At 72.1% G+C, this 24,652-nt stretch carries 22 protein-coding genes and 2 tRNA genes; 6 read left to right on the forward strand and 18 right to left on the reverse strand.

Annotation, left to right across the window (positions count from 1 at the left end):
• The first annotated feature begins 136 nt into the window (after positions 1-136).
• On the forward strand, positions 137-2,335 hold the full coding sequence (locus tag ACSU6Z_RS04460; RefSeq protein WP_437043067.1) for an elongation factor G-like protein EF-G2: 2,199 nt from the start codon (positions 137-139) through the stop codon (positions 2,333-2,335).
• Between the two features lie 262 nt (positions 2,336-2,597).
• Positions 2,598-4,259, forward strand: a complete 1,662-nt coding sequence (locus ACSU6Z_RS04465) for a hypothetical protein (RefSeq protein WP_437043070.1) — start codon at positions 2,598-2,600, stop codon at positions 4,257-4,259.
• A gap of 46 nt (positions 4,260-4,305) precedes the next feature.
• On the opposite strand, the gene ACSU6Z_RS04470 is transcribed toward ACSU6Z_RS04465, so the two are convergent.
• From ACSU6Z_RS04470 to ACSU6Z_RS04485, 4 genes are all read right to left on the reverse strand, one after another.
• Positions 4,306-4,863 carry an HIT family protein gene (locus tag ACSU6Z_RS04470; protein WP_437043072.1) on the reverse strand — a complete coding sequence of 186 codons (558 nt, stop codon included), beginning with the start codon at positions 4,861-4,863 and terminating at the stop codon, positions 4,306-4,308.
• Positions 4,864-4,929: 66 nt separating this feature from the next.
• On the reverse strand, positions 4,930-6,909 hold the full coding sequence (thrS, locus tag ACSU6Z_RS04475) for a threonine--tRNA ligase (protein WP_437043074.1): 1,980 nt from the start codon (positions 6,907-6,909) through the stop codon (positions 4,930-4,932).
• Between the two features lie 92 nt (positions 6,910-7,001).
• Complete coding sequence (locus ACSU6Z_RS04480; RefSeq protein ID WP_437043076.1) at positions 7,002-8,225, reverse strand: hypothetical protein; 1,224 nt, start codon at positions 8,223-8,225, stop codon at positions 7,002-7,004.
• The gene (locus ACSU6Z_RS04485) at positions 8,222-8,788 is read right to left on the reverse strand and encodes a DUF4365 domain-containing protein (RefSeq protein WP_437043078.1); all 567 of its coding nucleotides are present in this window, start codon (positions 8,786-8,788) and stop codon (positions 8,222-8,224) included. The genes ACSU6Z_RS04480 and ACSU6Z_RS04485 overlap by 4 nt, the downstream gene beginning before the upstream one ends.
• Before the next feature lie 179 nt (positions 8,789-8,967).
• Here ACSU6Z_RS04485 and ACSU6Z_RS04490 point away from each other — a divergent pair, with 179 nt between their 5' ends.
• Positions 8,968-9,693 (forward strand): 3'-5' exonuclease, encoded by a 726-nt coding sequence (locus ACSU6Z_RS04490; RefSeq protein ID WP_437043080.1) that lies wholly within the window; start codon positions 8,968-8,970, stop codon positions 9,691-9,693.
• Positions 9,694-9,759: 66 nt separating this feature from the next.
• Here the strand turns inward: ACSU6Z_RS04490 and ACSU6Z_RS04495 are convergent.
• The 9 genes from ACSU6Z_RS04495 to ACSU6Z_RS04535 form a co-directional block, all read right to left on the reverse strand.
• Positions 9,760-9,831: transfer RNA gene (locus ACSU6Z_RS04495), tRNA-Val, on the reverse strand.
• 39 nt (positions 9,832-9,870) lie between these two features.
• On the reverse strand, positions 9,871-10,317 hold the full coding sequence (locus ACSU6Z_RS04500; protein WP_437043083.1) for an SRPBCC family protein: 447 nt from the start codon (positions 10,315-10,317) through the stop codon (positions 9,871-9,873).
• Between the two features lie 36 nt (positions 10,318-10,353).
• Positions 10,354-13,092, reverse strand: coding sequence for a Tat pathway signal sequence domain protein (locus tag ACSU6Z_RS04505; RefSeq protein WP_437043084.1), 2,739 nt, complete (start codon positions 13,090-13,092; stop codon positions 10,354-10,356).
• Positions 13,093-13,196: 104 nt separating this feature from the next.
• Positions 13,197-13,796: a hypothetical protein gene (locus tag ACSU6Z_RS04510; RefSeq protein WP_437043085.1), complete on the reverse strand. Its 600-nt coding sequence runs from the start codon at positions 13,794-13,796 to the stop codon at positions 13,197-13,199.
• Positions 13,797-13,809: 13 nt separating this feature from the next.
• Positions 13,810-14,703, reverse strand: coding sequence for a carbohydrate ABC transporter permease (locus ACSU6Z_RS04515; RefSeq protein WP_437043087.1), 894 nt, complete (start codon positions 14,701-14,703; stop codon positions 13,810-13,812).
• Positions 14,700-15,701 (reverse strand): carbohydrate ABC transporter permease, encoded by a 1,002-nt coding sequence (locus ACSU6Z_RS04520; protein WP_437043089.1) that lies wholly within the window; start codon positions 15,699-15,701, stop codon positions 14,700-14,702. The genes ACSU6Z_RS04515 and ACSU6Z_RS04520 overlap by 4 nt, the downstream gene beginning before the upstream one ends.
• Positions 15,701-16,990, reverse strand: coding sequence for an ABC transporter substrate-binding protein (locus ACSU6Z_RS04525; protein ID WP_437043091.1), 1,290 nt, complete (start codon positions 16,988-16,990; stop codon positions 15,701-15,703). The genes ACSU6Z_RS04520 and ACSU6Z_RS04525 overlap by 1 nt, the downstream gene beginning before the upstream one ends.
• Before the next feature lie 380 nt (positions 16,991-17,370).
• Positions 17,371-17,442 (reverse strand) — tRNA-Val (locus ACSU6Z_RS04530).
• Positions 17,443-17,897: 455 nt separating this feature from the next.
• Positions 17,898-18,359 carry a TIGR02611 family protein gene (locus tag ACSU6Z_RS04535; protein ID WP_437050175.1) on the reverse strand — a complete coding sequence of 154 codons (462 nt, stop codon included), beginning with the start codon at positions 18,357-18,359 and terminating at the stop codon, positions 17,898-17,900.
• Positions 18,360-18,550: 191 nt separating this feature from the next.
• Here ACSU6Z_RS04535 and ACSU6Z_RS04540 point away from each other — a divergent pair, with 191 nt between their 5' ends.
• Both ACSU6Z_RS04540 and ACSU6Z_RS04545 read left to right on the forward strand, forming a co-directional pair.
• The gene (locus ACSU6Z_RS04540; RefSeq protein ID WP_004002642.1) at positions 18,551-18,964 is read left to right on the forward strand and encodes an SsgA family sporulation/cell division regulator; all 414 of its coding nucleotides are present in this window, start codon (positions 18,551-18,553) and stop codon (positions 18,962-18,964) included.
• Positions 18,965-19,346: 382 nt separating this feature from the next.
• Positions 19,347-19,907: a CGNR zinc finger domain-containing protein gene (locus ACSU6Z_RS04545; protein ID WP_437043093.1), complete on the forward strand. Its 561-nt coding sequence runs from the start codon at positions 19,347-19,349 to the stop codon at positions 19,905-19,907.
• An 81-nt stretch (positions 19,908-19,988) separates the two neighbouring features.
• Here the strand turns inward: ACSU6Z_RS04545 and ACSU6Z_RS04550 are convergent, their stop codons facing one another.
• Entirely contained in the window at positions 19,989-20,141 is a 153-nt protein-coding gene (locus ACSU6Z_RS04550) for a hypothetical protein (RefSeq protein WP_358781113.1), read from the reverse strand.
• Positions 20,142-20,382: 241 nt separating this feature from the next.
• Positions 20,383-20,820, reverse strand: coding sequence for a hypothetical protein (locus ACSU6Z_RS04555; protein ID WP_437043095.1), 438 nt, complete (start codon positions 20,818-20,820; stop codon positions 20,383-20,385).
• 212 nt (positions 20,821-21,032) lie between these two features.
• Here ACSU6Z_RS04555 and ACSU6Z_RS04560 point away from each other — a divergent pair, with 212 nt between their 5' ends.
• Complete coding sequence (locus ACSU6Z_RS04560; RefSeq protein ID WP_437043097.1) at positions 21,033-21,557, forward strand: DsbA family protein; 525 nt, start codon at positions 21,033-21,035, stop codon at positions 21,555-21,557.
• 220 nt (positions 21,558-21,777) lie between these two features.
• On the opposite strand, the gene ACSU6Z_RS04565 is transcribed toward ACSU6Z_RS04560, so the two are convergent.
• The 3 genes from ACSU6Z_RS04565 to ACSU6Z_RS04575 are packed head-to-tail and all read right to left on the reverse strand — an operon-like array spanning position 21,778 to position 24,510.
• Positions 21,778-22,602 carry a GNAT family N-acetyltransferase gene (locus ACSU6Z_RS04565; protein ID WP_437043099.1) on the reverse strand — a complete coding sequence of 275 codons (825 nt, stop codon included), beginning with the start codon at positions 22,600-22,602 and terminating at the stop codon, positions 21,778-21,780.
• A gap of 52 nt (positions 22,603-22,654) precedes the next feature.
• Positions 22,655-23,476 carry an aminotransferase class IV gene (locus ACSU6Z_RS04570; RefSeq protein WP_437043101.1) on the reverse strand — a complete coding sequence of 274 codons (822 nt, stop codon included), beginning with the start codon at positions 23,474-23,476 and terminating at the stop codon, positions 22,655-22,657.
• Positions 23,473-24,510, reverse strand: coding sequence for a chorismate-binding protein (locus ACSU6Z_RS04575; protein ID WP_437043103.1), 1,038 nt, complete (start codon positions 24,508-24,510; stop codon positions 23,473-23,475). Before ACSU6Z_RS04575 ends, ACSU6Z_RS04570 begins: the two co-directional genes overlap by 4 nt.
• Positions 24,511-24,652: the final 142 nt, after the last annotated feature.

The following is a 24,652-nucleotide window of genomic DNA, read 5'->3' on the forward strand; positions in this document are numbered from 1 at the left end:
GTCCGAGTCGTTCGTATGGACGGAGGGTGACGGGAGTGGAAAGCTCGAAGAACCGCGGGCGTCGCCGGAGCCGCCCCGCACGCGGCCCTCGCGTGTCCGCGCCCCAGCGACCTCACCGTGCACGGGAGGCAAGGATATGGGCGACAAGGCGCACACCCACCCCGGAGCCGCCGGCAGAGCAGTGGCGGCCGACCACCCCGCGTCCGTCCGGAACGTGGTGCTGGTCGGCCACTCCGGAGCGGGCAAGACGACCCTGGTGGAGGCTCTCGCGCTCACGGCGGGAGCGGTGAACCGGGCGGGCCGCGTGGAGGACGGCGGCACCGTCTCCGACTACGACGAGATCGAGCACCGGCAGCACCGCTCGGTGCAGCTCTCCCTGGTGCCCGTCGTCTGGGACGGCATCAAGGTCAACCTTCTCGACGCCCCCGGGTACGCCGACTTCGTCGGGGAGCTCAGGGCCGGTCTGCGCGCGGCGGACGCGGCCCTGTTCGTCGTCTCGGCCGCGGACGGCGTGGACGGCTCGACCCGCATGGTGTGGGACGAGTGCGCGGCCGTCGGCATGCCCCGGGCGATCGTCGTCACGCACCTGGAGGCCACGCGGGCGGACTTCGAGGAGATGACCCGCATCTGCGCGGAGGCGTTCGGCGCGGACGACCCCGACGCCGTTCTGCCGCTGTACCTGCCGCTGCGCGACCCGCAGGGACCGGACGGGCACGCGCCCGTGACGGGCCTGGTCGGGCTGCTGACGCAGAAGCTGTTCGACTACTCGACCGGGGAGCGCAAGGAGTCCGAACCCGGCGAGGACCGGCTGCCGGTCATCGAGGAGGCCCGCAACCGGCTGATCGAGGGGATCATCGCCGAGAGCGAGGACGAGACCCTCATGGACCGGTACCTGGGCGGCGAGCGGATCGACGTCCAGACGCTGATCCGGGACCTGGAGCGGGCCGTGGCGCGCGGGGCGTTCTTCCCCGTCCTGGCCGCCGCCCCCGCCGCCGAGGGCGGCCGGCAGGGCCTCGGCACCGTGGAGCTGCTGGAGCTGGTCACCGGCGGCTTCCCGACCCCGCTGGAGCGCGAGGCGCCCCGCGTGACCACCCCGGACGGCAGGCCGCGCGAGCTGAAGCCGTGCGACCCAGGCGAGACGCTGGTCGCCGAGGTCGTGAAGACCTCCTCCGACCCGTACGTCGGCCGGCTGTCCCTGGTCCGCGTCTTCTCCGGCACGCTCCGCGCCGACCAGACGGTCCACGTCTCCGGGCACGGCCTGGGCGACCGCGGCCACGAGGACCACGACGTCGACGAGCGGATCGGCGCGCTGTCCATGCCGTTCGGCAAGCAGCAGCACCCGGTGCCGCACGTCGTCGCGGGCGACCTGGCCTGCGTCGCGAAGCTGAGCCGCGCGGAGACCGGGGACACGCTGTCGGCCAAGGACGAGCCGCTGCTCATGGAAGCGTGGGAGATGCCCGACCCGCTGCTGCCGCTGGCCATCCGGGCGCACGGCAAACCGGACGAGGACAAGCTCTCCCAGGGGCTGGCCCGGCTGGTGGCCGAGGACCCGACGATGCGGCTGGAGCAGAACCAGGACACCCACCAGGTCGTGCTGTGGTGCCTGGGCGAGGCCCACGCGGACGTCGCGCTGGAACGGCTGCGCACCCGGTACGGCGTCCGGGTCGACGTCGTCCCGCACAAGGTGTCCCTGCGGGAGACGTTCGCCGGCAGGTCCGCCGGACGCGGCCGGCACGTCAAGCAGTCCGGTGGGCACGGGCAGTTCGCGATCTGCGAGATCGAGGTGGAACCGCTGCCGTGCGGCTCGGGCATCGAGTTCGTCGACGAGGTGGTGGGCGGGGCGGTGCCGCGCCAGTTCATCCCGTCGGTCGAGAAGGGTGTGCGGGCGCAGGCCGCCAAGGGCGTCGCCACGGGCCACCCGCTCGTCGACGTGCGCGTGACCCTGCTCGACGGCAAGGCGCACTCGGTGGACTCCTCCGACGCCGCCTTCCAGACGGCCGGGGCGCTGGCGCTGCGCGAGGCGGCGGCCGGCGCGAAGATCCATCTGCTGGAGCCCGTGGCCGAGGTGGGCGTGCTGGTCGGCGACGACTACGTGGGCGCCGTCATGAGCGACCTGTCCGGGCGGCGCGGCCGGGTGCTGGGCACCGAGCAGGTGGCGGGCGAGCGCACCCTCGTACGGGCCGAGGTCCCCGAGATCGAGATCGGCCGGTACGCCGTCGATCTGCGCTCCCTCTCCCACGGCACCGCCCGCTTCAGCCGGAGCTACGCCCGGCACGAACCGATGCCGCCGCAGGTCGCGGAACGGGTGCGCGAGGAGGCGCGCGGCGGCTCCTGACGGGCGCGGGGCCGGCCGGTGCGCCGCGCCCGGCCGGGCCGGCGGGTGCGCCGGCCCGGCGTGACGTCACCGGGCCGGCGCACCGGCGCCATCGCACCTGCCCACGCGCGCCGGAGGCGCCCCGTGCGTAAAGGGGCGTTTTGAGCCGTTCCCCGGTGCGTGCCGGTGACTGCCGATACCCTGATGACCTGATCAACAGGTGTGCGGAGCACGGAAGTCGGGAAGGCCGCAGAGCGACAGTCGGCGGCGATCGGGGGCGGGAATGACCGTTGAGAGCGGTTATGCGGAGTTCTTCGGGCCTCAGGTGCCGCGCACGGGCGGCGAGGGGCAGGCGGCCACCTTCGCCCTCGCGTCGGCGGCCTACCGGGACAGCCCGGTGGAGGAGATACTCAAGGCGAACAACGAGTGGCACCAATCGGCCGTCAAACCGGGCCGCAAGTGGGCCACGATCTTCCGCCCCAATTTCGGGGAGGCCTTCTCCCGCGCGGTCGCGGACCGCATGCTGGGCAGCGGCCGCAAGCCCCTCATCCAGTCCTTCGGCGTCGAACCGCAGGTGGTGGTCGAGCACTGCCTGGCCGCCAACCGCATCCGCAGGGAGCGCGACAACCGGCTGACCGCCGTCATGACGGTGTGCGGCCTGCTGTTCCTGCCCGGGCTGCTGGTGTGGCTGCTGGTGTTCCAGATCCGCACCACCATGTCCAAGTCGGACAGCAGGCAGGCCGGGGCCCTGGGCACCGCCCTGCTCGTCGGGGTCGGCGCCCTCGCCGCGCTCTTCCTGCTCCGCATGCCCTTCTCGGGTTTCTGGGCCTGGTACGGGCGCGCGGCGGTCGTCATGCCCGTCGTCGGCTGGTTCTGGGCCAAGTGGATCTGCGAGCGCACGGCGCGGGACCTGCGGGCGCGCTGGGACGGCCTGCTGTCCGGCAGCAGCATCGGCGCCAAGGTTCCCGAGGCGGTGCCCAGCAACCCCGGCGAGACCGCGGCCGAGCAGCTGCGCCAGTCCCTGGCCAAGCTGAGCGCCGAGCAGCAGTCCAACTCGGTCTTCTACGCCGGCCCCAAGGGCATACTCGGCATGGGCACGCGCTGGGGCAGCTGGCAGCTCGCCGAGGAGCTCGTCCCGGCCGATCCCACCCGGGAGATCCACCCCTTCCGCAGCTGGGACGTGATCCGGTCCATCCACGACCAGCTGCGCATGCTGGAACGCGGCCCGCTGAACACCGGCGGCTTCCCCGCCCCGTCCATACGGCACTGGATCGTGACACCGGTCGGGGAGAAGGCCACGGCGGTGTCCCGTCCGGAGGGCGCGGACGTCGAGGCGTACCAGGTCAAGCCGCACGCCGTCCAGGAGATCTGCAACAAGCAGCAGTTCGGCGCCGGTGACCGGCACTACCTGGGCGTGCAATGGACCCTGTGGGACGGACAGCTGGTCATCACCATGATGATCACGGTGACCGTGCTGCACGCCACGCTGCGCATCGAGGTCACCGGCCATGCCCTGGGCCCGGTGAACTCGTTGTTCACCACCAAGCCGGAGGCGCCGACGAAGGAGGTCACCAAGTCGTTCAAGCCCTGGGAGACCCGTACCGTCAAGCTTCCCCTGGTCACCACGAACGAGGTGGTGCGGCTCGCCGTGCGCGCCCCGCTCACCTGGTACCCCCCGCTGCTGAACTGGCTCGGCGGCACCATAGCCCTGCCCGAGCCGTTCGGCCTGCGGCACGCCTGGGCGGACCAGCCCTGGCGGCACCGCTTCATGGCCGACGACGCGCTGCGCGCCGCGACGCCGGTGCTGCGGGTGGTGCACGCCGCGGCGATCAAGGTGCTGCGGGAGAACGGCGTGGACACGGAGAAGTTCGGGGCGCGGTCGGCGTCCCTCAGCACGGCGGTGCAGGACCTGGCACCGCGCAAGGCCGACGTGTACGACGCGTGAGCCCGGGGCCCCGCCGGCGATCACCGGCGGGGCCTTGTCCGCCCGTTCAGGAAGGCCAGGCCTGCGCCAGCATCTCGCGGGTGTCCCCCAGCAGCTGCGGCAGCACCTTCGTGTGGCCGACCACGGGCAGGAAGTTGGTGTCGCCGCCCCAGCGGGGCACGACGTGCTGGTGCAGATGGGCGGCGATGCCGGCGCCGGCCACCGAGCCCTGGTTCATGCCGATGTTGAAGCCGTGGGCGCCGGAGGCGGTGCGCAGGGCCGTCATCGCCTGCTTGGTCAGCTCGGCCAGCTCGGCCGTTTCCGCGTCGGTGAGGTCCGTGTAGTCGGCGACATGCCGGTAGGGCACGGTCATCAGGTGGCCGCCGTTGTAGGGATAGAGGTTCAGCACGGCGTACACCTGCTCGCCCCGCTTGACGATCAGGCCGTCCTCGTCGGACTTGGCCGGGATCGAGCAGAAGGGGCAGCCGTCGCCGGCGCCGGGGCCGCTCGGCTTGTTCTCGCCCTGGATGTAGGCCATCCGGTGCGGCGTCCACAGACGCTGGAACGCGTCGGGCGTTCCCACTCCCAGCTGCTGTTCCGGCTCACTCGTCATGTGGTGCAGCATAGGACGTCGCCCCGGGGGCACGGCAAAGACCCCCGGGATCGCCCCGGGGGTCCGTGTGCCCGGTGGTCAGACCTGCGCCCGCTCCTCGACGACCTTCACGATCTTCGCGATGGCCTCGTCGACGGGGATGCCGTTCTCCTGCGAGCCGTCGCGGTAGCGGAAGGAGACGGCGCCGGCCGCCATGTCCTCGTCGCCCGCGATGACCATGAAGGGGACCTTCTGCTTCTGGGCGTTGCGGATCTTCTTCTGCATCCGGTCGGACGACGCGTCGACCTCCACCCGCAGGCCGGCCGCCCGCGCCTTCTGCGCGAACTCCTGGAGGTAGGGCACATGCGCGTCGCCGATCGGGATGCCGAGCGCCTGGACGGGCGCCAGCCACGCCGGGAAGGCACCCGCGTAGTGCTCCAGGAGCACACCGAAGAACCGCTCGATGGAGCCGAACAGCGCCCGGTGGATCATGACCGGCTGCCGGCGGGAGCCGTCGGCGGCGGTGTACTCCAGGTTGAACCGCTTGGGCTGGTTGAAGTCGACCTGGATGGTCGACATCTGCCAGGAGCGGCCGATGGCGTCCTTGGCCTGCACGGAGATCTTCGGACCGTAGTAGGCGGCGCCGCCCGGGTCCGGGACCAGCGGCAGGTTCTGCTTCTCGGCGGCCTGGCGCAGCGCCTCGGTGGCCTCCGCCCAGTCCTCGTCGGAGCCGATGAACTTGTCGGAGTCGTCGCGGGTGGACAGCTCCAGCTCGAAGTCGGTCAGGCCGTAGTCGCGCAGCAGGTCGAGGACGAAGGTCAGGAGCGTGTCCAGCTCCTCGGGCATCTGCTCCTTGGTGCAGTAGATGTGCGAGTCGTCCTGGGTGAAGCCGCGCGAGCGGGTCAGGCCGTGCACGACGCCCGACTTCTCGTACCGGTACACGGTCCCGAACTCGAAGAGACGCAGCGGCAGTTCACGGTAGGAACGCCCGCGCGACTTGAAGATCAGGTTGTGCATCGGGCAGTTCATCGCCTTGAGGCGGTAGTTCTGCTCGTCGAACTGGATGGGCGGGAACATGCCCTCCGCGTAGTGCGGCAGGTGCCCGGAGATCTCGAAGAGGTGCTCCTTCGAGATGTGCGGGGTGTTCACGAACTCGTAGCCGGAGACCTCGTGCCGGCGGCGCGAGTAGTCCTCCATGACCTTGCGGATCACACCGCCCTTGGGGTGGAAGACCGCGAGGCCGGGGCCCAGCTCGTCGGGGAAGGAGAACAGGTCCAGCTCGGCGCCGAGCTTGCGGTGGTCGCGCTTCTCGGCCTCGGCGAGGAAGTCCAGGTACGCCTTCAGTTCGTCCTTGGACGGCCAGGCGGTGCCGTAGATGCGCTGGAGCTGCGGGTTCTTCTCACTGCCGCGCCAGTAGGCGGCGGCCGAGCGCATCAGCTTGAAGGCGGGGATGACGCGGGTGGTCGGCAGGTGCGGACCGCGGCACAGGTCCTTCCAGCACAGCTCGCCGGTCTTGGCGTCGAGGTTGTCGTAGATGGTCAGCTCACCGGCGCCGACCTCGGCGTCGGCACCGTCGGCGGCCTGCGCGGCGTTGCCCTTGAGGCCGATCAGCTCCAGCTTGTACGGCTCGTCCGCCAGTTCCTCGCGGGCGGCCTCGTCGGTGGTGACGCGGCGGGAGAAGCGCTGGCCCCGCTTCTGGATCTCCTGCATCTTCTTCTCGATGCGCTTGAGGTCCTCGGGGGTGAAGGGCTCCTTGACGTCGAAGTCGTAGTAGAAGCCGTCCTTGATGGGCGGACCGATGCCCAGCTTCGCCTCGGGGAAGAGTTCCTGCACGGCCTGCGCCATGACGTGCGCGGTGGAGTGGCGCAGGATGTTCAGGCCGTCCTCGGAGGAGATCTCGACACCCTCCACCTCGTCGCCGTCGGCGAGCTCGTGACTGAGGTCCCTCAGCTCGCCGCCCACGCGCGCGGCGACGATCGAGCGCTCGCCGGCGAAGAGCTCGGCGGCCGTGGTGCCCGTCGTCACCACGCGTTCTTCCCGCTCGGAATCGCGTTGGATGATCACACGGACGTCTGACACCGGTCTCTCCTGACTGAAGGTGGGTTCGCGGCGCCATACCGGAGCGCACGCACGCATGCGATCGTACCGACCCCGGACCCCCCTGAGCGAAGTCAGTCCCCTCGGTCCTCCTCGCAGGCCTCCTCGAAGAAGGCCAGGCTCTCCTGGTTCTCCTGGAGCGCCTTCATCAGCCGGTCCCGCTCGGCGTCGCCGACCTGGACCGGCGCCACACCGCTCGCCCCGGTGAGCCGGCGGAAGCCGCCCCGGCTCTCCAGCCGTCCGCGCACCCGCACCGGCAGGCCCACCAGGTGCGCGTGTCCGGCGATCCGGTACGCCTCCTCGTCGAGCGTCACCCGTACGTGCGGGACCTCGGCGCCCGCGAGCACCCGCAGCCGTACGGTGCCCGCGCCGTACGGCCCCGACCTGCGCATCCGTACCACCGTGCCGGTGATCCGCACCGGCACGGACGGCTCCGCCCGCAGGTAGCGGGCCCCGGCCTCGCGCAGCACGGGCAGGTCGCCGGGCGAGAACTCGACGGGCTCGGCACCGGGCGCGCAGCCCTCGGGGATCCCGGCGGCCGGTGCCCAGGCGACGGCGACACGGGCGCCCTCGGTGCCCTGGACCAGGGTGACGAGGGCCTCGGTGAGCTCGTGGCTCACCCCCGCCTCGACGGCCCCGTCGAAGGCCTCCATGCCGCCGGTGGCCCGCTCGTAGTCGATGGCCTCGCGGGCGGCGTACAGGGCTTGGTGGAGGCGTACGGCGAGGGGACGGCCGGAGGCGACGGGAACGAACGCCGTCAGGTGGCGGCCCCCGGGGGCGTGTCCCACCAGGACGTCCTCCGTCAACGCGGCGGCGGCGCGCCGGTGCCGGGCGCCGTGGTACCCCGCACGCGCGCGCGTGGCGAGCGCCGCGGCGAGCAGCATCCGGCGCGCGGTGGTGCGCAGCCGCTCCTCCACGCTCCAGGCCGTGGCGTCGCCGGGCCCGGTCGGCACGTCCCGCCACCAGCGGACCTCGTCGCTGGGCCGGGCCAGGGCGAGGAGGATCTCGCGCGCGCCGGGTGTGCCGCTGCGGGACAGGGCGTGCAGCGCCTCGCCGAGCAGGTCGTCGCTGTCGGGGAAGGCGCGGCTGACGGGGACCAGCAGGCTGGTGCCCCGGCCGCCCGGCCCGGGCGGGGTCCAGCGGCCGTAGCGTCCGGCGGCGCCGCCGCGCCGCCGCCAGCCGTGCCGGTGCAGCAGGGCGGCGAGGACGGCCGGGTCGACGTCGCCGGGTCCGGAGCCGTCCCAGGCGGTGCCGGCGGGGTGCGGCCGTACCGGCTCCTCCAGCGGTCGGTGCGTCACGGTTTCCCTCCCGTCCCGACCCGCGTCATGATCTCGCACAGCGCCCGGTCGTCGAAGATGCGTGAGGTCGGTATCCGCACGGTGGTGCGGCGCCGGCCCGTGACCGGGTGTCCGGCGAGGTTGGTCCAGTAGCAGCAGTGCCTGAGGTCGAGCCGGTCGTGGCTCGCGCGCAGCCAGTCGTCCCGTGAGCGGGGTACGAGCATCACGACGAGGATCTTGTGCACCGACACCGGGGTGCGGGCGAGCTTGGTCAGGTGCTCGTTGTCGAGCGTGAAGGAGAAGGAGGGGCCCGGCGGGTCCGGCGCCACCTGGTACGTCGCCTTGAGCTGGACTTTGATGGTGACCTCGTCGTCGACCTCGTGCCCGGGTGCGCTGTGGCTGACGTGCCAGTCGATGCCGTTGTCCGGGAAGGGCTGGGACAGCGAGCAGCCGGCCGCCGCGGCGACGGCGTGCAGGTAGCCGACCTGCAGGGTCTCCATGCAGGCGGTGGTGGCGAGGGTGCCGCGTGTGAGTGCCGTGCGCTCGGGCAGCAGCCCGCCCCGTTCGGGCTGCGCTATGGCCATGACCAACAGCCTTCCGCAACAGGTGAGTACGCGCGAGGGCGCGCCGCGGTTCCCTGAACTGCGGGAACCCGTACTCCTGTTGTGTCCTTCCGGCGTAGGGCGCAAACAGCCCGGGTATCACCGGAGCGGGCAGCGGACGGGGCGTCGACTGCCAGAGGTGAACGAGGGGTTGTGCGGGTATGGCGAGTTGGTGTGAAGGGCCCCTGGCCGCGTTCGACACCGAGACCACGGGCGTGGACGTCGAGACGGACCGGATCGTGTCGGCCGCCGTCGTCGTCCAGGACGCCCCGGGCATCCGGCCGCGGGTGACGCGGTGGCTGGTGAACCCGGGCGTGCCGGTTCCGGAGGCGGCGACGGCGGTGCACGGGCTGACGCAGGAGCATCTGCAGCGCAACGGCCGCTGGCCGTCGCCGGTGATGTACGAGATAGCGCAGGCGCTGGCCGAGCAGGCGGGCGCGGGCCGCCCGCTGGTGGTGATGAACGCGCCGTTCGATCTGACGCTGCTGGACCGGGAGTTGCGCCGTCACCGCGCCTCGCCGCTGAGCCGCTGGTTCGAGCGGACACCGCTGCGCGTCCTGGATCCCCGGGTCCTCGACAAGCACCTGGACCGCTACCGCAAGGGCCGCCGCACGCTCGCCGATCTGTGCGCGCACTACGGCGTCCCGCTGCAGGACGCGCACGACGCGGCGGCGGACGCGCAGGCCGCGCTGGAGGTCGTCCGGGCGGTGGGGCGCCGTTTCGCCTCCCGGCTGGAGCACTTGTCCCCCGCCGAGCTGCACACCCTGCAGGCGGTGTGGCACGCGGCACAGGCGCGCGGCCTGCAGGCGTGGTTCGCGATGAACGGCACGGAGGAGCCGGTGGACCCGGCCTGGCCGCTGCGGCCGGACCTGTCGGCGGCGGCGTGAGCACGACGGCGAACGGCCGGTGAGCACGAAGAAGCCGGTCCGTCGGGGACGGACCGGCTTTCCCGGTGGGCGATACTGGGATCGAACCAGTGACCTCTTCGGTGTGAACGAAGCGCTCTCCCGCTGAGCTAATCGCCCGGGAACGCACTGAACAATACAGGTCCCGGCGCGTTTCCTTCAAACCGTCGCCAGGTACGCCGCCAGTCCGCGCCGCCCGGACCGCATCATCAGCGCGTGGTTGGCCCGGAAGGCCGGGCGGCCCGGGACCGCCAGCCGCCGCAGCAGCGGCTTGCGCACGTCGACAACCTGTTCGTAGCGGGCGAGCGTGCCGGGCCCTCGCGGGGTCACCGTCCAGCGCGCCCAGCCCTCGATGTCGCCGGACAGGGCGACCTCCAGGACCCCGGTCGCCGGGTCGCGCCGCCGCTCGCGCAGGGTCGTGGTCAGGTCGTACGGCAGCAGGGACCGGACGCGGACGAGCCCGTCGGCGGCGCCGAGCCGGGTGACCTGGCGCACCTGGTGCCACCAGCGGGGGTAGTCCTCGATCCGTTCCAGGGCCCGGTAGACGGCCGGGGCGGGCGCGGGCAGGGCCCACAGACTGCGGAAGCGGTAGTGGTTCCAGTCCATGGGTCCCGTGTTCCCGCGCGGGCCCGTTCCGTGCCGCTACGGCATCCTGTCCCCGAGGAGCGCCAGGTTCTCGATGGCGGCGAGGCCGTAGAGGGCGGTGTCGTTGGTGGACACCCAGGGCGCCTCGCTGCCCGGCACCAGGGTGGCCGGGCCGCTGAGCTTCTCCATCCGCCAGGGCGCGGACTCCCGGTAGCCGTCGGAGTTGTAGAACTTCTCCCAGGCGCGCCTGGCCAGCTTCTCGTCGCCGGTCTGGACGGCCGCGTAGGCGTCGAGGCGCGAGTGGCCCTGGAAGAGGATCAGGGAGCCGAAGTTGCTGCCGTACCGCGCCGCCTGTTCGGCCTTGGTGGCGTTGAAGTAGCGGCAGTAGTCGAGGTAGGCCTCCTTGAACTCCGGCATGTCGACCAGGTCGATGAGCTCGGCGCACAGCTCGTTCAGGCCGAAGACGGCCGACAGGTGGGAGACGGAGACGGCCGGCCGGTCCGCGACGGCGAACCTCCCGGTGTCCAGGTCGTACAGGCCGCTGCCCTGGACGAACCCGTTGGGCTGGGCGGCGATGGTCTCCATGGTGGACAGCACGCGCGCGCGTGCCTTCTCCCACTTCGGCCCCTTGCGCTCCCACTCGGTCAGCCAGGCCGACACCAGGCCGCTCCAGTCGGTGCCGAAACCGATGGACAGGGCGTGCGGGTCCGGCTTGTAGTCGGGGTCGGGGCGGACCTTGCGCTGGGGGTCGAGCACGAGGAACGTCTCGTCGGAGTCGACGTTGGCGTGCATGAGGTCGCCGACGCGTTCGTCGGCGGTGAGGAAGTAGTAGTAGCGGCGGTAGGTGGTGTTGGCGATGCGCTGCTGCTTGGCGCTGTCGGCGTAGTGCTGGACGCCGTGGCGGGTGCCGAGGCCGGCCCACTTGCCGAGGTGGTAGACGTCGACCTCGCCGGTGTGGCGGGTCATGGCCTCGGCGAAGCGGAAGAGGTCGGCGCGGCCGGAGCGCAGGTAGGCGTACCAGAGCCACAGGTCCGGGGAGAGTTCGGAGTTGTCCCAGGCGTAGCCGCCGACGTCGTAGCGCCACTGGTGCCGGGCGGTGTCGTAGGTGTGCATGATGTCGCCGTAGTCCCAGAAGCCGTACCAGCGGCGCATCTCCACCTGGTCCTTGTAGTAGGTGAAGAGGAAGTCCAGGTGGTCCTCGATCTTCGCCTTGGCCGGGGTGGAGCGGTCGGGTTCGGCGTACAGGCCCTTGCCGAAGACGCCCGCCCCGATGAGCTGCCGGGGCGGGGCGGCGAGCTGGGGCGGCACGCGGACGGCCTCGATCTGCCGGGCGAGCTCCTCGGCGTCCGGGGTGGCGGCGTTGGCCCAGAAGAGCAGCTCGGAGGTGCGGGCGATGCCGTAGGGGGTGCCGAAGCCGGGCTCGTAGTCCTCGTAGGTGATGTTGAGGCCTTCGAGCTGTTCGGCGTAGGTGTCCTGGCCCAGCCCGTCGTGGTAGAAGCGCAGGTCCATGGGTTGCGCCTCGGGCGACCAGAGCCAGAGGGTGACCTCGGCCTCGTCGGTGTGGGCGTCGCGGATGTCGAGCTGGGCGGGGAACTTCTCCCAGAAGTCGCGCAGCCCGAAGGAGAGGCCGCCGCTCACCCCGCCGACGTACCCGAAGCCGCAGGCGCGCCGTCCGCCGCCGGCGCCGATCCAGCCGTGGCCCCTCTTGGTGCGCTTGCGCACGGTGAAGCCGTCGGCGGAGAGCTGGGAGAGGGTGTAGTCGCCCCACTCGGGGATGTACTGGAGGCGGGTGGTGACCCGCTGGTCCCAGGTCGAGGGGTCGGGCAGCTTCCTGCCCTCGTACTGCGCCGCCTGGACGGCCGCGCCGGGGTCGCGCCGCAGGCCCGTGATGCCCTTGACGGCCTCGCGGAGCAGGCCGGTGCCCTCACCGCCGATGCGGATGTGCCGGTCGTAGCTCTCGTCGCGCATCGGGACGGAGAAGCGGACGCCGAGGCCGCGGATGAAGTCGCCGCTCGCCTTGCCCGGTTCCTGGGTGCCGTCGTAGGTGATGGTGTGGACCATGCGGAAGGAGTCGGCGCCCGCGTAGAAGTACAGGCGCAGGGAGAACGGCAGCCAGCCGCGGTCGCCCTTGCGGTGCTTGCCGTCGACGCGGACGACGGCGCGGACCGGGCCCTCCTGCTCGACGACCGCCTCGGTGATGGCGCCGTCGAAGCGCTCGGTCCTGACCGTGCCCTGGTCGCCGTCCTCGATCTCGGGCTGGCGCAGCAGCACGAGCCGGCCGTTCCTGGCGATCTCGGTGGAGCCGCGGGTGACGGACTTGACGAGGGTGGTGCCGGAGGTGCCGATCCTCGCGGTGATGACGCCGGTCGAGATGCCGATGGTGCCGCCGCGCCGGTCGACGGTGACCTTCTTCTCGGGCGCGGCGGGCGTCCCGGCCGTGAGGGTGAGCCTGCCGTCGCCCGACGCGACCGCGTGCGCGGTCCACTTCAGGGAACCGTCCGGCCAGTAGGCGAGCGGCCAGGACTGCACGGGCACGGCTCTGCCCTCGGCGTCCGTCACCGCGAACGTCTGGTCCTCCTGGTAGGTGCCCTTCGGCCAGGGGACGCCGACGGTGGAGCCGGGGGCGGCGCCCAGGCCGCCCTCCTCCAGCCAGTCCAGGACGACGGGGGCGGCGCCGGCCGCGTCGGCTCCGGGCGCGGCCTGCGCGTCCTCGGCCCCCAGCGCCCAGCTGAACTGGGCGGCGGCTCCGGCGACCGCGGCGGCCTTGAGGAGGGACCTGCGGGGGATGGGGGACATGGCCTTTCCTTTCCGTGCGGGGGGGTGGCGTACGGCTCGAATAGTCAGGTGCATGACATACAGGGACGCGGCGCCCGCAGGACGCCGGTCCGGCCGGGGGACGCTCAGCGGTGCCGGTACCGCTCCTCCACGGCTACGGCCGCCGCCGCGACGGCCCCGAGGACGGGCACCGCCAGCGGCGCGCTGAACCACGCGGAGCACCCCACCACGGCCAGCCCGCCGACGATCAGGAAGGACCCGGCGGGGTCGAGGACGGTGTGGCGGCCGGCCCGCGCCAGCAGCGACCGCCAGGAGGCGCCGGGCCGCCAGAGGGCAGCCGCGCGCAGTCCGGCCACGACGGCGCCGATCAGGGCGGACACGCCGACGGCGCCCACCAGCGGCCCGCCCGGCAGACCGGCCCGTACCGCCTGGACGTCCACCCACACCGCGGCGAGGGCGGCCCAGCCGGCGAGTCCGACGAGCCACCCGCCGCGCAGCGCGGAGCGGAAGTCGGCCGCGAACTCGCGCCAGCCGCCGCGTTCGTGGGCGAGCCGGCGCCCCAAGTGCCGCGCGCCGGCCGCGAACGCGGCGGGACACGTCACCAGCGGCAGCGACGCCACCGCGATCCACACACCGGTGAGCAGGCACTCGGCGAACAGGGCGAACCGTTCCGCCAGCCGTGACTCCCCCGGCCCGGTACGGGCTCGCACACGCGCCTCGCTCATGGTGAACCCCCCTTCAGCCCTTCAGGCCGGACGTCGCCATGCCGTCGATCAGATGGCGCTGGAAGGCCAGGAAGAAGGCGAGGACGGGCAGCAGGGCGACGAGCGACATCGCGATCATGCCGCCGTAGTCGGCCACGGCCTCCTGGTCGACGAACATCTTCAGGCCTAGCGAGACCGTGTACTTCTCGGGTTCGTTGAGGTAGATCAGCGGGCCCATGAAGTCGTTCCAGGCGTTGATGAAGGTGAAGATCGCGCTGGTGATCAGGGCGGGGCGGGCCAGCGGGAGCACGATCGACCAGTAGATGCGGAAGTGCCCGCAGCCGTCGAGGCGGGCCGCCTCGTCCAGTTCCTTCGGCAGGTTGCGCATGAACTGGACCATCAGGAACACGAAGAACGCTTCCGTGGCGAGGTACTTGCCCAGCAGCAGCGGCGTGTACGTGTTGATCATGCCCACGTTGCGGAACAGCACGTACTGCGGGATCAGCAGCACGTGGTACGGCAGCAGGAGTGTGCCGATCATCAACGTGAACAGCAGGTTCCGCCCGGCGAACCTGATCTTCGCGAAGGCGTAGGCCGTCAGCGAGCAGGACACCAGGATGCCGATGACCGATCCCACGGCGAGCAGCAGCGAGTTCAGGAAGAACGTGCTGATCGGGACGTCGGCGATGCCCTCGGCCAGGCGCGTGTAGTTGTCGGTGATCGGGTCGCCCGGGAAGAGGTCCAGGCTGCCGACGATGTCCTCGCTCCTCTTGAAGGAGCCTCCGATGACCCAGACGAGCGGGTAGAGGATCACCGCGAGGATCGCCAGCGATCCGAGATGCCAGGCCAGCGAGCCCGGCAGCCGGCGCCTCAGCGCCGCCGCCCTCGCGGACCGGGCCGGTGTGACGTCGGTGGCCTGCGCGCTCATCGGCCGCCCTCCTCGTAGTGCACCCAGCGCTTCTGGGACCAGAACAGCACCGCGGTGACCAGGGCGACCGCGAGCAGCAGCATCCACGCCATGGCCGAGGCCAGGCCCATCCGGCTGTTCTCGAAGCCCTGGACGTACAGGTAGCAGGTGTAGACCATGGAGCCGTCCGCGGGCCCGCAGGCATTGCCTCCGGCACCGCCGCCGACGATGTAGGCGGAGCTGAAGATCTGGAAGGAGTGGATGGTCTCCAGCAGGACGTTGAAGAAGAGGACCGGGGAGATCATCGGCAGGGTGATGTTCCAGAACTGGCGCAGCTTGCCCGCCCCGTCGACGTCGGCCGCCTCGTACAGCTCGCGCGGCACCTGCTTGAGGCCGGCCAGGAAGATGACCATGGGGGCGCCGAACTGCCAGACGGTGAGCGCCACCAGGCTGTAGATGATCAGGTCCGGGTCACCGGTCCAGCCGCCCACGTCGATCCCGAAGAACCGCTGTGTACGGTCGACGACCGCGTCGTCCGAGAAGATCGCCTTCCAGACGATGGCGACGGACACGCTCGCGCCGACCAGCGACGGCGCGTAGAAAGCGGCTCGGTAGAAGGCCTGCCCCCGCCGCTTCTGGGCCAGCAGCAGCGCCACGCCGAGGGCGGCGAGCAGCTTGATGGGGGTGCCGACGACGACGTACCACAGCGTGACCTGGACCGAGTGGCGCCAGCGCGGGTCGGCGAACATCTCGGAGAAGTTGTCCAGGCCGATCCACCGGGGGGCGTCGAACAGGTTGTAGTCGGTGAAGGCGAAGTAGAGCGAGGCGGCCATCGGCCCTGCCGTCAGCAGCAGGAAACCGGCGATCCAGGGGGACATGAAGAGGTAACCGGCCAGGTTCTCCCGGCGCCCTCGCCGCTTGGGGGCGGCGGGGTGCGGGGACCTCACCGGCCCGTGCCGCGGCTCGGACTCCCAGGCCAGGCCCTCCCTCGCGGGGGCGTGTGTCACGGCGCTTCCCATCAGCCGGCGAGAGCCGTCTTCGACTCGGTGAAGAACTGCTGGACGGCCTCGTCCACGGACCGCTTGCCCAGGGCCATCTCCTCGGCGATGCGCAGGAACGCGGCCTCGCAGATGTCGGCGCCGCTCGGGTGCGGCGTGATGGGCTCCAGGACGCCCGCCCGCACGAGGGACTCCTCGTAGGCGGCGATCTTCTTGTTGACCGGGTCGGTCGGCTGGTACGCGTCGTACTGGGCCTGCGTCGCGGGCACACCGCGGTCGTATCCCATGATCTTGGCGACCTCGGGGTCGTGGACCATGAAGTGGATGAACTGGGCGACTTCCTTGGGGTGCTGGGTGCGCTTGGAGGCGCTGAGCATCAGGGAGCCGAGGTACTGGCCGGTCTTCTTGCCGTCCGTGGTGGGGATGGGCGCGAGGCCGTACTCGCTCTTCCCCTCGGAGGTGTAGCGGACGGTGAAGTTGTCCCAGGTGAACTCGCTGCCGGAGAGTTCCGCGGAGAGCGCCGCCTTGGGCTTGATCTGGGCGACCTTCTTCGGGTCGGCGTACAGCCCGGACTTCACGCCCTTCTCGGCCTTGGTCCACCACTCGGCCAGGTCCGCCTCGGTGAAGCCGAGTCCGTCCTCGGTGAAGAACGCCTTGCCGTTCTGGCGCAGGTACAGGTCGTAGAGGTACATGACGCCGTACATGCCGCTGTCCCCGGCGCGCCCCGTCCTGTCCCGTATCCTCGCCATCGCCTTGTCGAAGTCGTCCCAGGTCCAGCCCTGTTCGGGCTTGACCCCGGCGCGGGTGCAGACGGGCTCGTCGATGACGAGGGCCATCGAGTTCGAACCGACGGGCACGCCGAGGAGCTTGCCGTCGACCTCGCCGAACTTCTCCAGGCCCGCCCGGAATCCCTCCATGGAGAGGTTGCCGGCCTTCACCTGCTCACCGAGGTCGAGCAGCACATTCTTCGCATCGTATTTGCGCAGGAATCCGATGGCGTTCTGGAAGACGTCCGGCGGATTTCCACCGGAGGCCTGGGTGTTGAACTTCTTCCAGAAATCGAGGTACGACTGGAAGTCGGTCTTCACCTTGATCTTCGGATACTTCTTCTCGAAGAGCGCGATGGTCTTGTTGATGCGCTCGGCCCGGTCCTCGGCACCCCACCACGAGTAACGGATCGTCACCGTTCCGTCTCCCGAACCACTGCCGCCACCGCACGCCGTGGCCGTCGCCCCCAGGCCCGCGACGGCCAGCGAGGCCCCCGCCGCTTTGAGGATCGTCCGCCTCTCCACATCCCTGCCCTGCTGCATACGAGCCTCCCCGCGACGTTGCGTTCGCCTCATGAATCGTTTCAAGTAAGCGCTTGCTGGCACAAGGTACGGAGGGCCTACGGGCGCGTCAATGATTCGGACAGGAATTGGTGGGCGAGACGGCGGGGACGCCCGGACGGCACCCCGGATCGCATCGGCACGGACGGATGGAAACACCCAGGTCGGCGTGGCGCGATCGACGGACCGAACAGCGAGGGCCCCCTCTTGGCGCCGCCCTCGGAAGGTCACGGTTCAGTGAAGACGGCCGAAGCGGAACGCCCGCGCGGCCCGTCCGGCTGCGCGGGCGGGCACACCGGGCACCCGCACACGACGAAGCGGCCCGGCTCACGATCGGTGAGCCGGGCCGCTTGGTGATCCGGTGGGCGATACTGGGTTCGAACCAGTGACCTCTTCGGTGTGAACGAAGCGCTCTCCCACTGAGCTAATCGCCCGGACGCAGAAAGAAGATTACCGCATGTCAGGGGGTGCTGGTGACGACCGCGGGGTGTGCGGTCCGGGACACGAGGGACCAACGCGCCCGAAGGGGGCGCCCGGCCCGGCCGGCGAGGACTCCCTCCGGGCCGCGGCGGACGCCCGGCCCGTCCGAAACGCCGACCGGCCACCCGCCTGCGCGCAACGGCCACCTGCCGTCCGCTCGCGCGGACGGACAGGGATCACCCCGGCGGCCGCGACCAGAACGCGGGCCCCGCAGGGAAGGGCACCCGGAAGGCAGCCTTCCGCACCTGCGGCGGGACCGGCCGGTCCGAAACGGCAAAGGCCGGAGGCGCGGAACCCACCGCCCTCCGGCCCGCACCGCGGCCCTTCCCCTCGCGGCAGGGCGGGCACCCCGTCCGGCGATCAGGGCCTCGTCGCCCCCGCCGGCCGGACACCCCCGCCCGCGCGCGGCTCACTGATCCTCGATCTTCCAAGGCATCTCGAAGCCGAACTTCCAGACGTAGACGCTGACCAGCGCGGCGACGATGACCAGGCCGATCACCGTGAGGATGATGTTCCGGCGGCGCACCTTGGGGTCGAGCGCCCGCTGCGCCGCTTCGGTCACCTTGCGTTTGGTCCAGCGGAGCACCAGCTGGGCCCACACGAACTCGGTCGCCCAGATGGCCATGCCGCCGAATATCACGACCCAGCCCGGTCCGGGCAGCGGCAGCATGATCACGCCGGCCACCACGACCGCGAGGCCGACGACGAAGACGCCGACCTGCCAGCTCAGATGCAGCACACGGCGCGCCTTGACGTACTCCGGCGCGCGCGAACCGAGCCCCTCTTCGTCGCGCATCCCGTCCGCCTCGGTCCCGCCGGTCTCTTCCGGTGCCACGGCAACCTCGCCCGGCTCGTCACTCCCCGTATTCATACGAGGAGACACTACCCGAGGCTAACCAGCCACCGAAATGGCCGCACCTCGACAACGATCTCTCGGCCGGGCGGGGTACCTAAAGGCACGCAAAACACTCAGAGGGGTTTACAACGGCACCGTAGGTGGCATGTCGATTTCGCCGACGTGCGAATCCCCGAGCGCACACTGAGCGAAAGGCCCTGGCGCTTATGAACACCACGGTCAGCTGCGAGCTGCACCTGCGCCTCGTTGTGTCGAGCGAGTCCTCCCTGCCTGTCCCCGCAGGCCTGCGGTACGACACGGCCGACCCCTACGCCGTGCACGCCACCTTCCACACCGGAGCCGAGGAGACCGTCGAGTGGGTGTTCGCCCGCGACCTCCTCGCCGAGGGACTTCACCGCCCCACGGGCACCGGCGACGTCCGCGTCTGGCCGTCGCGCAGCCACGGTCAGGGCGTCGTGTGCATCGCCCTGAGCTCCCCGGAGGGGGAGGCACTGCTCGAGGCCCCGGCACGGGCCCTGGAGTCCTTCCTGAAGCGGACCGACGCCGCCGTGCCCCCCGGCACGGAACACCGGCACTTCGACCTCGATCAGGAGCTCTCGCACATCCTGGCCGAAAGCTAGGGCGAGGCCCCGCGAGGCCGTCCGGCGCCGTCGACTCGGGGTGACGGCTCGGGCGGCCGGGACAACCGCATACGGCACACACGGCGCCGTCGCCGCGGACCTCCGCGGGACGGCGCCGCCGCGTGCGCTCCCGCACGGAGGGTGAGCGGGCGCACACGGTGCGGTGGCGCGCGGCCGCCGCGCCGTCGCGGAGTGCCGCGGCGCGTTCGGGGGCGCCGCGGCCCGAAACGCCCGTGGGCGGGAACCGCGCCCCGCCGGCCGCCGTTGTACCGGCAGGCGCGGGCACGGGCCCCGAACGGCACCGGTGCGGCACGGGCGGAAGCCACTACCATCGGCCAGCATCGGCGGGCGCCCGCCCGACCCCCAGGCCAGGGAGCGAAACGTGCTGATCACCCACGACACCCGGTGCGCCCTCGACACCGTGGTGGATCTGGTCAACACCGCGCCGGAGGACGAAGCGGCGCCGGACGGGCTGCCGGACGTCGCCGCCCTCGACGAGTTCGTACGGAACCACGAGGTCAGCGATGTCGGCACACTCTCCGAGTTCGACCTCTCCGCGGTGCGCAAGGTCCGCGGCCGGTTCGCCTCGGTCTTCGCGGCTCCCGACACCCGGACCGCCGCCGGGCTGATCAACGAGCTGGTCGCCGCCGCCGGCACCACGCCCCGGCTCACCGATCACGACGGCTACGACTGGCACGTGCACTACTTCGCTCCCGGTGCCTCCCTCGCCGACCACCTGGCGGCCGACTGCGGCATGGCCCTGGCGTTCTTCGTGGTCGCCGGCGAACGCGAGCGGTTGCGGCGCTGCGAGGCTCCCGACTGCCGGCGCGCCTTCGTCGACCTCTCCCGCAACCGGTCCCGGCGCTACTGCGACAGCCGTACGTGCGGAAACCGCCTGCACGTGGCCGCCTACCGGGCGCGGCGGAGGGAAGCGGCGGGCTGACGGCGCCGGCCGGGCCCGGCCGGGACGCGTCCGGTGGTGACGCGGCCCCCGGCGGGTGACGCCGGGGAGCGCGGGTACGGCTCAGAGCAGCAGCAGATCGTGCAACGCGGCCATGAGCAACAGACAGCCGATCACCGCAAGGAAGATCATCAGCGGTGGCTGGGAAAGAGCGAAGAGGCAGCCGCGCGGCTCGTCCTGCGGTGGCGCGGCGTCCCTCTGGGGCGTGTCCAGCATCTCGCGGGCGATGATGACGCAGCCCGCACACCCGGCGCGATCAACACGCGGGGAAAGAACGGGAGTCCGCCGGATTCCGTGATCTTCGGTTCAGGTCGTGATCACTTCAGGACACCCTGATGCCTCACTGTGTCGTTTCGCCCCGCGCGGCCCGCGGGCGCCGCACGCCCCGCTCCCTGCTCACCGCTCCCGCGAGGACGCCAGGGGCCGGCGGGCCTCCCCGCCGTCCCTCACGCGCCGTTCATATGCCGTGTTTCTTCAAGATGGCCTCGATGTCGCCGAAGTCGTCCTCGGACCGGGACGCGGGCGCGGGCCCGGCCGCCGGACGGGACCCCTTCCCCGGGGAGGAGGCCGGGGCCGCGGGCGCCACCGCCTCCCGGCGGGCGGCGGAGCGGGCCGCCTTGCGCTCCTTGCGGGTGCCTGCGCGGCGGCGCTCCACCGCCCGGGTGGTCGCGAATAGCAGCCAGGAGGCGCCGAGCACCCCGAAGCCGGCCCAGGCCATCGGGCTGAACGCCGTGTCGGCGAGCCAGTCGACGATGCCGGTCATCACCAGGCCGACGGGAACCAGCGCGTAGGCGGCGATGCGGGCGGCCGCCAGGAAACGCCTGCGGTACGCGGTGATGGCCGCGATGCCCAGGCCGGCCGCGGACACGGCGGAACAGACGGTCTCGGCAATCATCCGGTCCTCCAGGCAGAACGGTCGGGCAGACGCTTCGTCCTTCCATCCTGCACCGCCCGCACCCCGCCGGGCCATGCCCCGACCGGACATCAGGGACATCTCCGGGTCGCCTCCCCCGCGGGTGCCGGCGGATCACGCCCGCCCCGGCCGAAACGGCCGGGGCGGGCGTGATCCGGTTGGGCCGCCGGTGCGGGGGCTGGGAGACTGGGGCCATGAGCGACACCTCCCCCGACCGTCCCGCCGTGCCCGTCCTCGACGTCTGGTGCGAGCTCCAGTGCCCGGACTGCCGCACCGCGCTGGACGACGTCCGCGCCCTGCGCGCCCGCTACGGCGACCGCCTGGAGCTGCGGCTGCGGCACTTCCCGCTGGAGAAGCACAAGCACGCCTTCGCCGCCGCGCAGGCCGCCGAGGAGGCGGCCGCGCAGGGGCAGGGCTGGCCGTACGTGGAGGCCGTGCTGGCCCGGGTGGAGGAGCTGGACCGCAAGGGGGAATCCCTCCTGGTGGAGGTGGCCCGGGAACTCGGTCTGGACGCCGAGGAGTTCGACACGGCGCTGATCGACGGCCGGCACATCCTGATCGTCGACGCCGACCAGGCCGAGGGCAAGGCGATCGGCGTGACCGGGACCCCGACGTACGTGATCGGCGGCGAGCGCCTCGACGGCGGCAGGAGCCAGGAAGGGCTGCGCGAGCGCATCGAGCAGATCGCGGACCGGCTGCTGGCCGCGCAGGGGGACTGAATCCCCGGGCTCCCGTCCGCGGGCGCGGGGGACCTCCCGCGCCCGGCCCCGACCGCTTCCCACCGGGGAGGCCCTGTCCGCGGCCCGCATCGCCCGGGGACGGAGCACCCCGGGAACCGGGCCGCTCCCCTCCCCCGCGCAGGGCGTCCGTGCGCGGCCCCGGCCGCTCCCCGCTCCGGGCCCGGCCTCCCCTCCGCGCGCGGGCCCCGCCCCGGGACCGCTACAGCAACGTCTTGCAGTAGAAGTACTGCGTGGTCTCGTAGCCGAGCGACTCGTACAGCCGCTCGGCCGGGGTGTTCCCCGCGAAGACGTTGAGGCCGAGCACGCTCCGGCCCGCGGTGATCGCCTGCGCTTCCGCCAGCCGCATCAGCGTGCGGCCGTGTCCCCGGCCGCGATGGGCCGCGTCGGTCTCGACGGCGAAGACGTAGGCGTCGTCCTCGCGCAGCGCCAGCCACAGGACGCCGACCCGCGTCCCCTCGTGTTCCAGGACGCTGAACAGCATGCCCTCGGTCTCCGGTCCCTGCGGCAGGAGCGTTTCGTGGCTGCGCCGCGCCTTGGCGCAGGCGGCGGCCTCGGGGACGCCCCGCTCGGTCCAGGCCCGCGCGTAGCGCTCCGCGTCGTCCGCCTGCCACACGTCGAACTCGGCCCGTGTCATGGGCCGCGCCCGGCTGCCCGCGGGCAGCTCCGGCGGCGCGCCGCCGAGCCGCTTGGCCATGTTGCGGTTGCGCGGGACGTAACCGAGCGCCCACACCAGCCGCAGCGGCGCCTCGGCGGCGGCCGGGACGGCCGCCTCGATCTGGCGGCAGCCCCAGCCGCGCGCCACCTCCTCGGCGGCGAGCACGGCCACCGTGGCCCGGCCGCGCCTGCGGTCGGGTTCGTCGATGCGCAGGTCCAGGATCCGGGCCACCGAGTCGCCGAAGGCGGCGGAGGTGGCCAGGTGTATCGCGCCGACGGGACGGCTGTTCACGCACACCTGGTAGCGGCGTGAACGCGTCCCGTCGGCCGCGCGCTGAAGCGGCTCCACCGGCCGCAGGGTCGTGGTCATCGGGAGTGTTCTACCCGGCTCGGCGCCCCGAAGCAGCCCGTTTACGCGGCCGTCAGGGGTCGAGGTCGTCCGCGGACCGCTCCTCGAAGACCCGCATGGCCTTGGCGGTCACCGGCCCGGGAGCCCCGGGCAGTTCGCGGTCGTCGACCCGGTGCACGGCCTGGACGTCGCGCAGCGTGGAGGTGAGGAAGACCTCGTCGGCCCGCTCCAGGACGTCCAGCGGCAGGTCCGTCTCCCGGGCGCCGGTCCACTCGACGGCCAGCTCGCGGGTGATCCCCGCCAGGCAGCCGGAGGCGAGCGGCGGGGTGTGGATCTCCCCGTCGAGGACGACGAAGACGTTCGACCCCGTCCCTTCGCACAGCCGCCCCACCGTGTTGCCGAACAGGGCCTCGGAGGCGCCGCGTTCGTGGGCGCGGGCGAGGGCGACGACGTTCTCGGCGTACGACGTCGTCTTCAGGCCCGTCAGCGCGCCGCGCTCGTTGCGGGTCCAGGGAACGGTGATCACGGCCGTGGAGTCGGGGCGGCGGACGGTCTCGCCGAGGGCGACCACCAGGGTCGGGCCGTGGTCGCCCCGGTCGGATCCGAGCGGGCCGTGGCCGCCGGTGTAGGTGATGCGCAGCCGGCCGAGCGGCATCGGGTTGGCCTCCAGGACGGCGGCGCAGGCGTGCCGGATCTCGTCGAGGTCCGGGTCGGGCAGCCCGAGGCCCCGCGCCGACCGGGTCAGCCGGCCGAGGTGCCGGGTGAGTGCGAACGGACGGCCGTCCACCGCCTTCACCGTCTCGAAGATGCCGTCGCCCACGGTCAGGCCGTGGTCGAAGACGGAGACACGGGCGGACTCGATGTCCTGCAGCCCGCCGTCGAGCCAGATCTTCACCTCAGGGTCCCTTCACTCACCTCGTACGCCCCCGACGCTACCGTGAGCAGCCGGGACGCCTTCAGCTCGGTCTCCCGCCACTCCCCCTCGGGGTCGGAGCCCCAGGTGATGCCGGCGCCGGTGCCGAAGCGCAGCAGGCCCTCGTCCCGGTCGATCCAGAAGGTGCGGATGCCGACGGCGAGCTCGCCGGTCCCCCGGTCGGCGTCGACCCAGCCGATGCCGCCGCAGTACGGGCCCCGGGGCGCGGTCTCCAGTGCCCCGACGATCCTCAGGGCGCTCTCCTTGGGCGCCCCGGTCACGGAGCCGGGCGGGAAGGCGGCGCCGAGCAGCTCCGCCCAGCCGGCGCCGGGCCGCAGCTCACCGCGCACCGTCGAGACGAGGTGGACGAGCCCGGGGTGCTTCTCGACGACGCACAGCTCGGGCACGGTCACGCTACCGGTGGCGCAGACCCGCCCGATGTCGTTGCGGACCAGATCCACGATCATGACGTTCTCGGCGTAGTCCTTCTCCAGCAGATCCGCCTCGGTGCGGCCGGTGCCCTTGATCGGACCGGACTCCACGACCCGCCCGTCCCGCCGCAGGAAGAGCTCGGGGGACGCGGTGGATATCTCGACCCCGTGCCCCGGCAGGCGAATCGTTCCCGCGTACGGCGCCGGGTTTCCCCGCGCCAGGACGGCCGTCAGGGCGTCCACGTCGGCGCCGGGCCCGACGGGCGCCGACAGCACCCGGCAGAGGTTCGCCTGGTAGACCTCGCCGGCCGCGATGTGCTCACGGATCCGCCGGACCGCCGCGGTGTACGCGGCGCGGTCGAGCGAGGACGTCCAGTCACCGACGGCCGGCCCCCGCCATCCGCCCGGCGCGGGCACCGGCTCCCGCCGTACGTCAGCGAAGCGCGCGCAGGTCAGGCGGCCCTCGAAGTCCGCGCACACCACCCAGAAGCCGCTGGAGTCGAGGGCGGCGGGATCGCTCGTGACGTCGACGAGACCGGTGGCGACACGGTCACCGAAACGGGCGAGGGGAGGGAGGTCGAGCACGCTGCCGAGTCTATGGCCGGTGGCCCTCGGGCGGCCCGAACGCGCCCTTCCGGGCGGCTCGGCCGCCCCGCGGGCAGCGGCGGCGCAGCACGCTGCGCAAACGCGTTTTTGTACTGGCCGGGGAATCCGCTAAAGTTCAACA

The organism is Streptomyces sp. enrichment culture, from assembly GCF_964273145.1.
Classification (GTDB): Bacteria; Actinomycetota; Actinomycetes; order Streptomycetales; family Streptomycetaceae; genus Streptomyces.

What these genes read in the sequence shown, in the direction of transcription:
- ACSU6Z_RS04460 (WP_437043067.1), top strand. Translation starts at nt 137, where the DNA reads ATGGGCGACAAGGCGCACACCCACCCCGGAGCCGCCGGCAGAGCAGTG.
- ACSU6Z_RS04515 (WP_437043087.1), bottom strand. Translation starts at nt 14,703, where the DNA reads ATGAGCGCGCAGGCCACCGACGTCACACCGGCCCGGTCCGCGAGGGCG.
- ACSU6Z_RS04565 (WP_437043099.1), bottom strand. Translation starts at nt 22,602, where the DNA reads ATGACCACGACCCTGCGGCCGGTGGAGCCGCTTCAGCGCGCGGCCGAC.
- ACSU6Z_RS04500 (WP_437043083.1), bottom strand. Translation starts at nt 10,317, where the DNA reads ATGGACTGGAACCACTACCGCTTCCGCAGTCTGTGGGCCCTGCCCGCG.
- ACSU6Z_RS04485 (WP_437043078.1), bottom strand. Translation starts at nt 8,788, where the DNA reads ATGGCCATAGCGCAGCCCGAACGGGGCGGGCTGCTGCCCGAGCGCACG.
- ACSU6Z_RS04550 (WP_358781113.1), bottom strand. Translation starts at nt 20,141, where the DNA reads ATGCTGGACACGCCCCAGAGGGACGCCGCGCCACCGCAGGACGAGCCG.
- ACSU6Z_RS04555 (WP_437043095.1), bottom strand. Translation starts at nt 20,820, where the DNA reads ATGATTGCCGAGACCGTCTGTTCCGCCGTGTCCGCGGCCGGCCTGGGC.
- ACSU6Z_RS04520 (WP_437043089.1), bottom strand. Translation starts at nt 15,701, where the DNA reads ATGGGAAGCGCCGTGACACACGCCCCCGCGAGGGAGGGCCTGGCCTGG.
- ACSU6Z_RS04510 (WP_437043085.1), bottom strand. Translation starts at nt 13,796, where the DNA reads ATGAGCGAGGCGCGTGTGCGAGCCCGTACCGGGCCGGGGGAGTCACGG.
- ACSU6Z_RS04505 (WP_437043084.1), bottom strand. Translation starts at nt 13,092, where the DNA reads ATGTCCCCCATCCCCCGCAGGTCCCTCCTCAAGGCCGCCGCGGTCGCC.
- ACSU6Z_RS04490 (WP_437043080.1), top strand. Translation starts at nt 8,968, where the DNA reads ATGGCGAGTTGGTGTGAAGGGCCCCTGGCCGCGTTCGACACCGAGACC.
- ACSU6Z_RS04465 (WP_437043070.1), top strand. Translation starts at nt 2,598, where the DNA reads ATGACCGTTGAGAGCGGTTATGCGGAGTTCTTCGGGCCTCAGGTGCCG.
- ACSU6Z_RS04525 (WP_437043091.1), bottom strand. Translation starts at nt 16,990, where the DNA reads ATGCAGCAGGGCAGGGATGTGGAGAGGCGGACGATCCTCAAAGCGGCG.
- ACSU6Z_RS04535 (WP_437050175.1), bottom strand. Translation starts at nt 18,359, where the DNA reads ATGAATACGGGGAGTGACGAGCCGGGCGAGGTTGCCGTGGCACCGGAA.
- ACSU6Z_RS04540 (WP_004002642.1), top strand. Translation starts at nt 18,551, where the DNA reads ATGAACACCACGGTCAGCTGCGAGCTGCACCTGCGCCTCGTTGTGTCG.
- ACSU6Z_RS04470 (WP_437043072.1), bottom strand. Translation starts at nt 4,863, where the DNA reads ATGCTGCACCACATGACGAGTGAGCCGGAACAGCAGCTGGGAGTGGGA.
- ACSU6Z_RS04560 (WP_437043097.1), top strand. Translation starts at nt 21,033, where the DNA reads ATGAGCGACACCTCCCCCGACCGTCCCGCCGTGCCCGTCCTCGACGTC.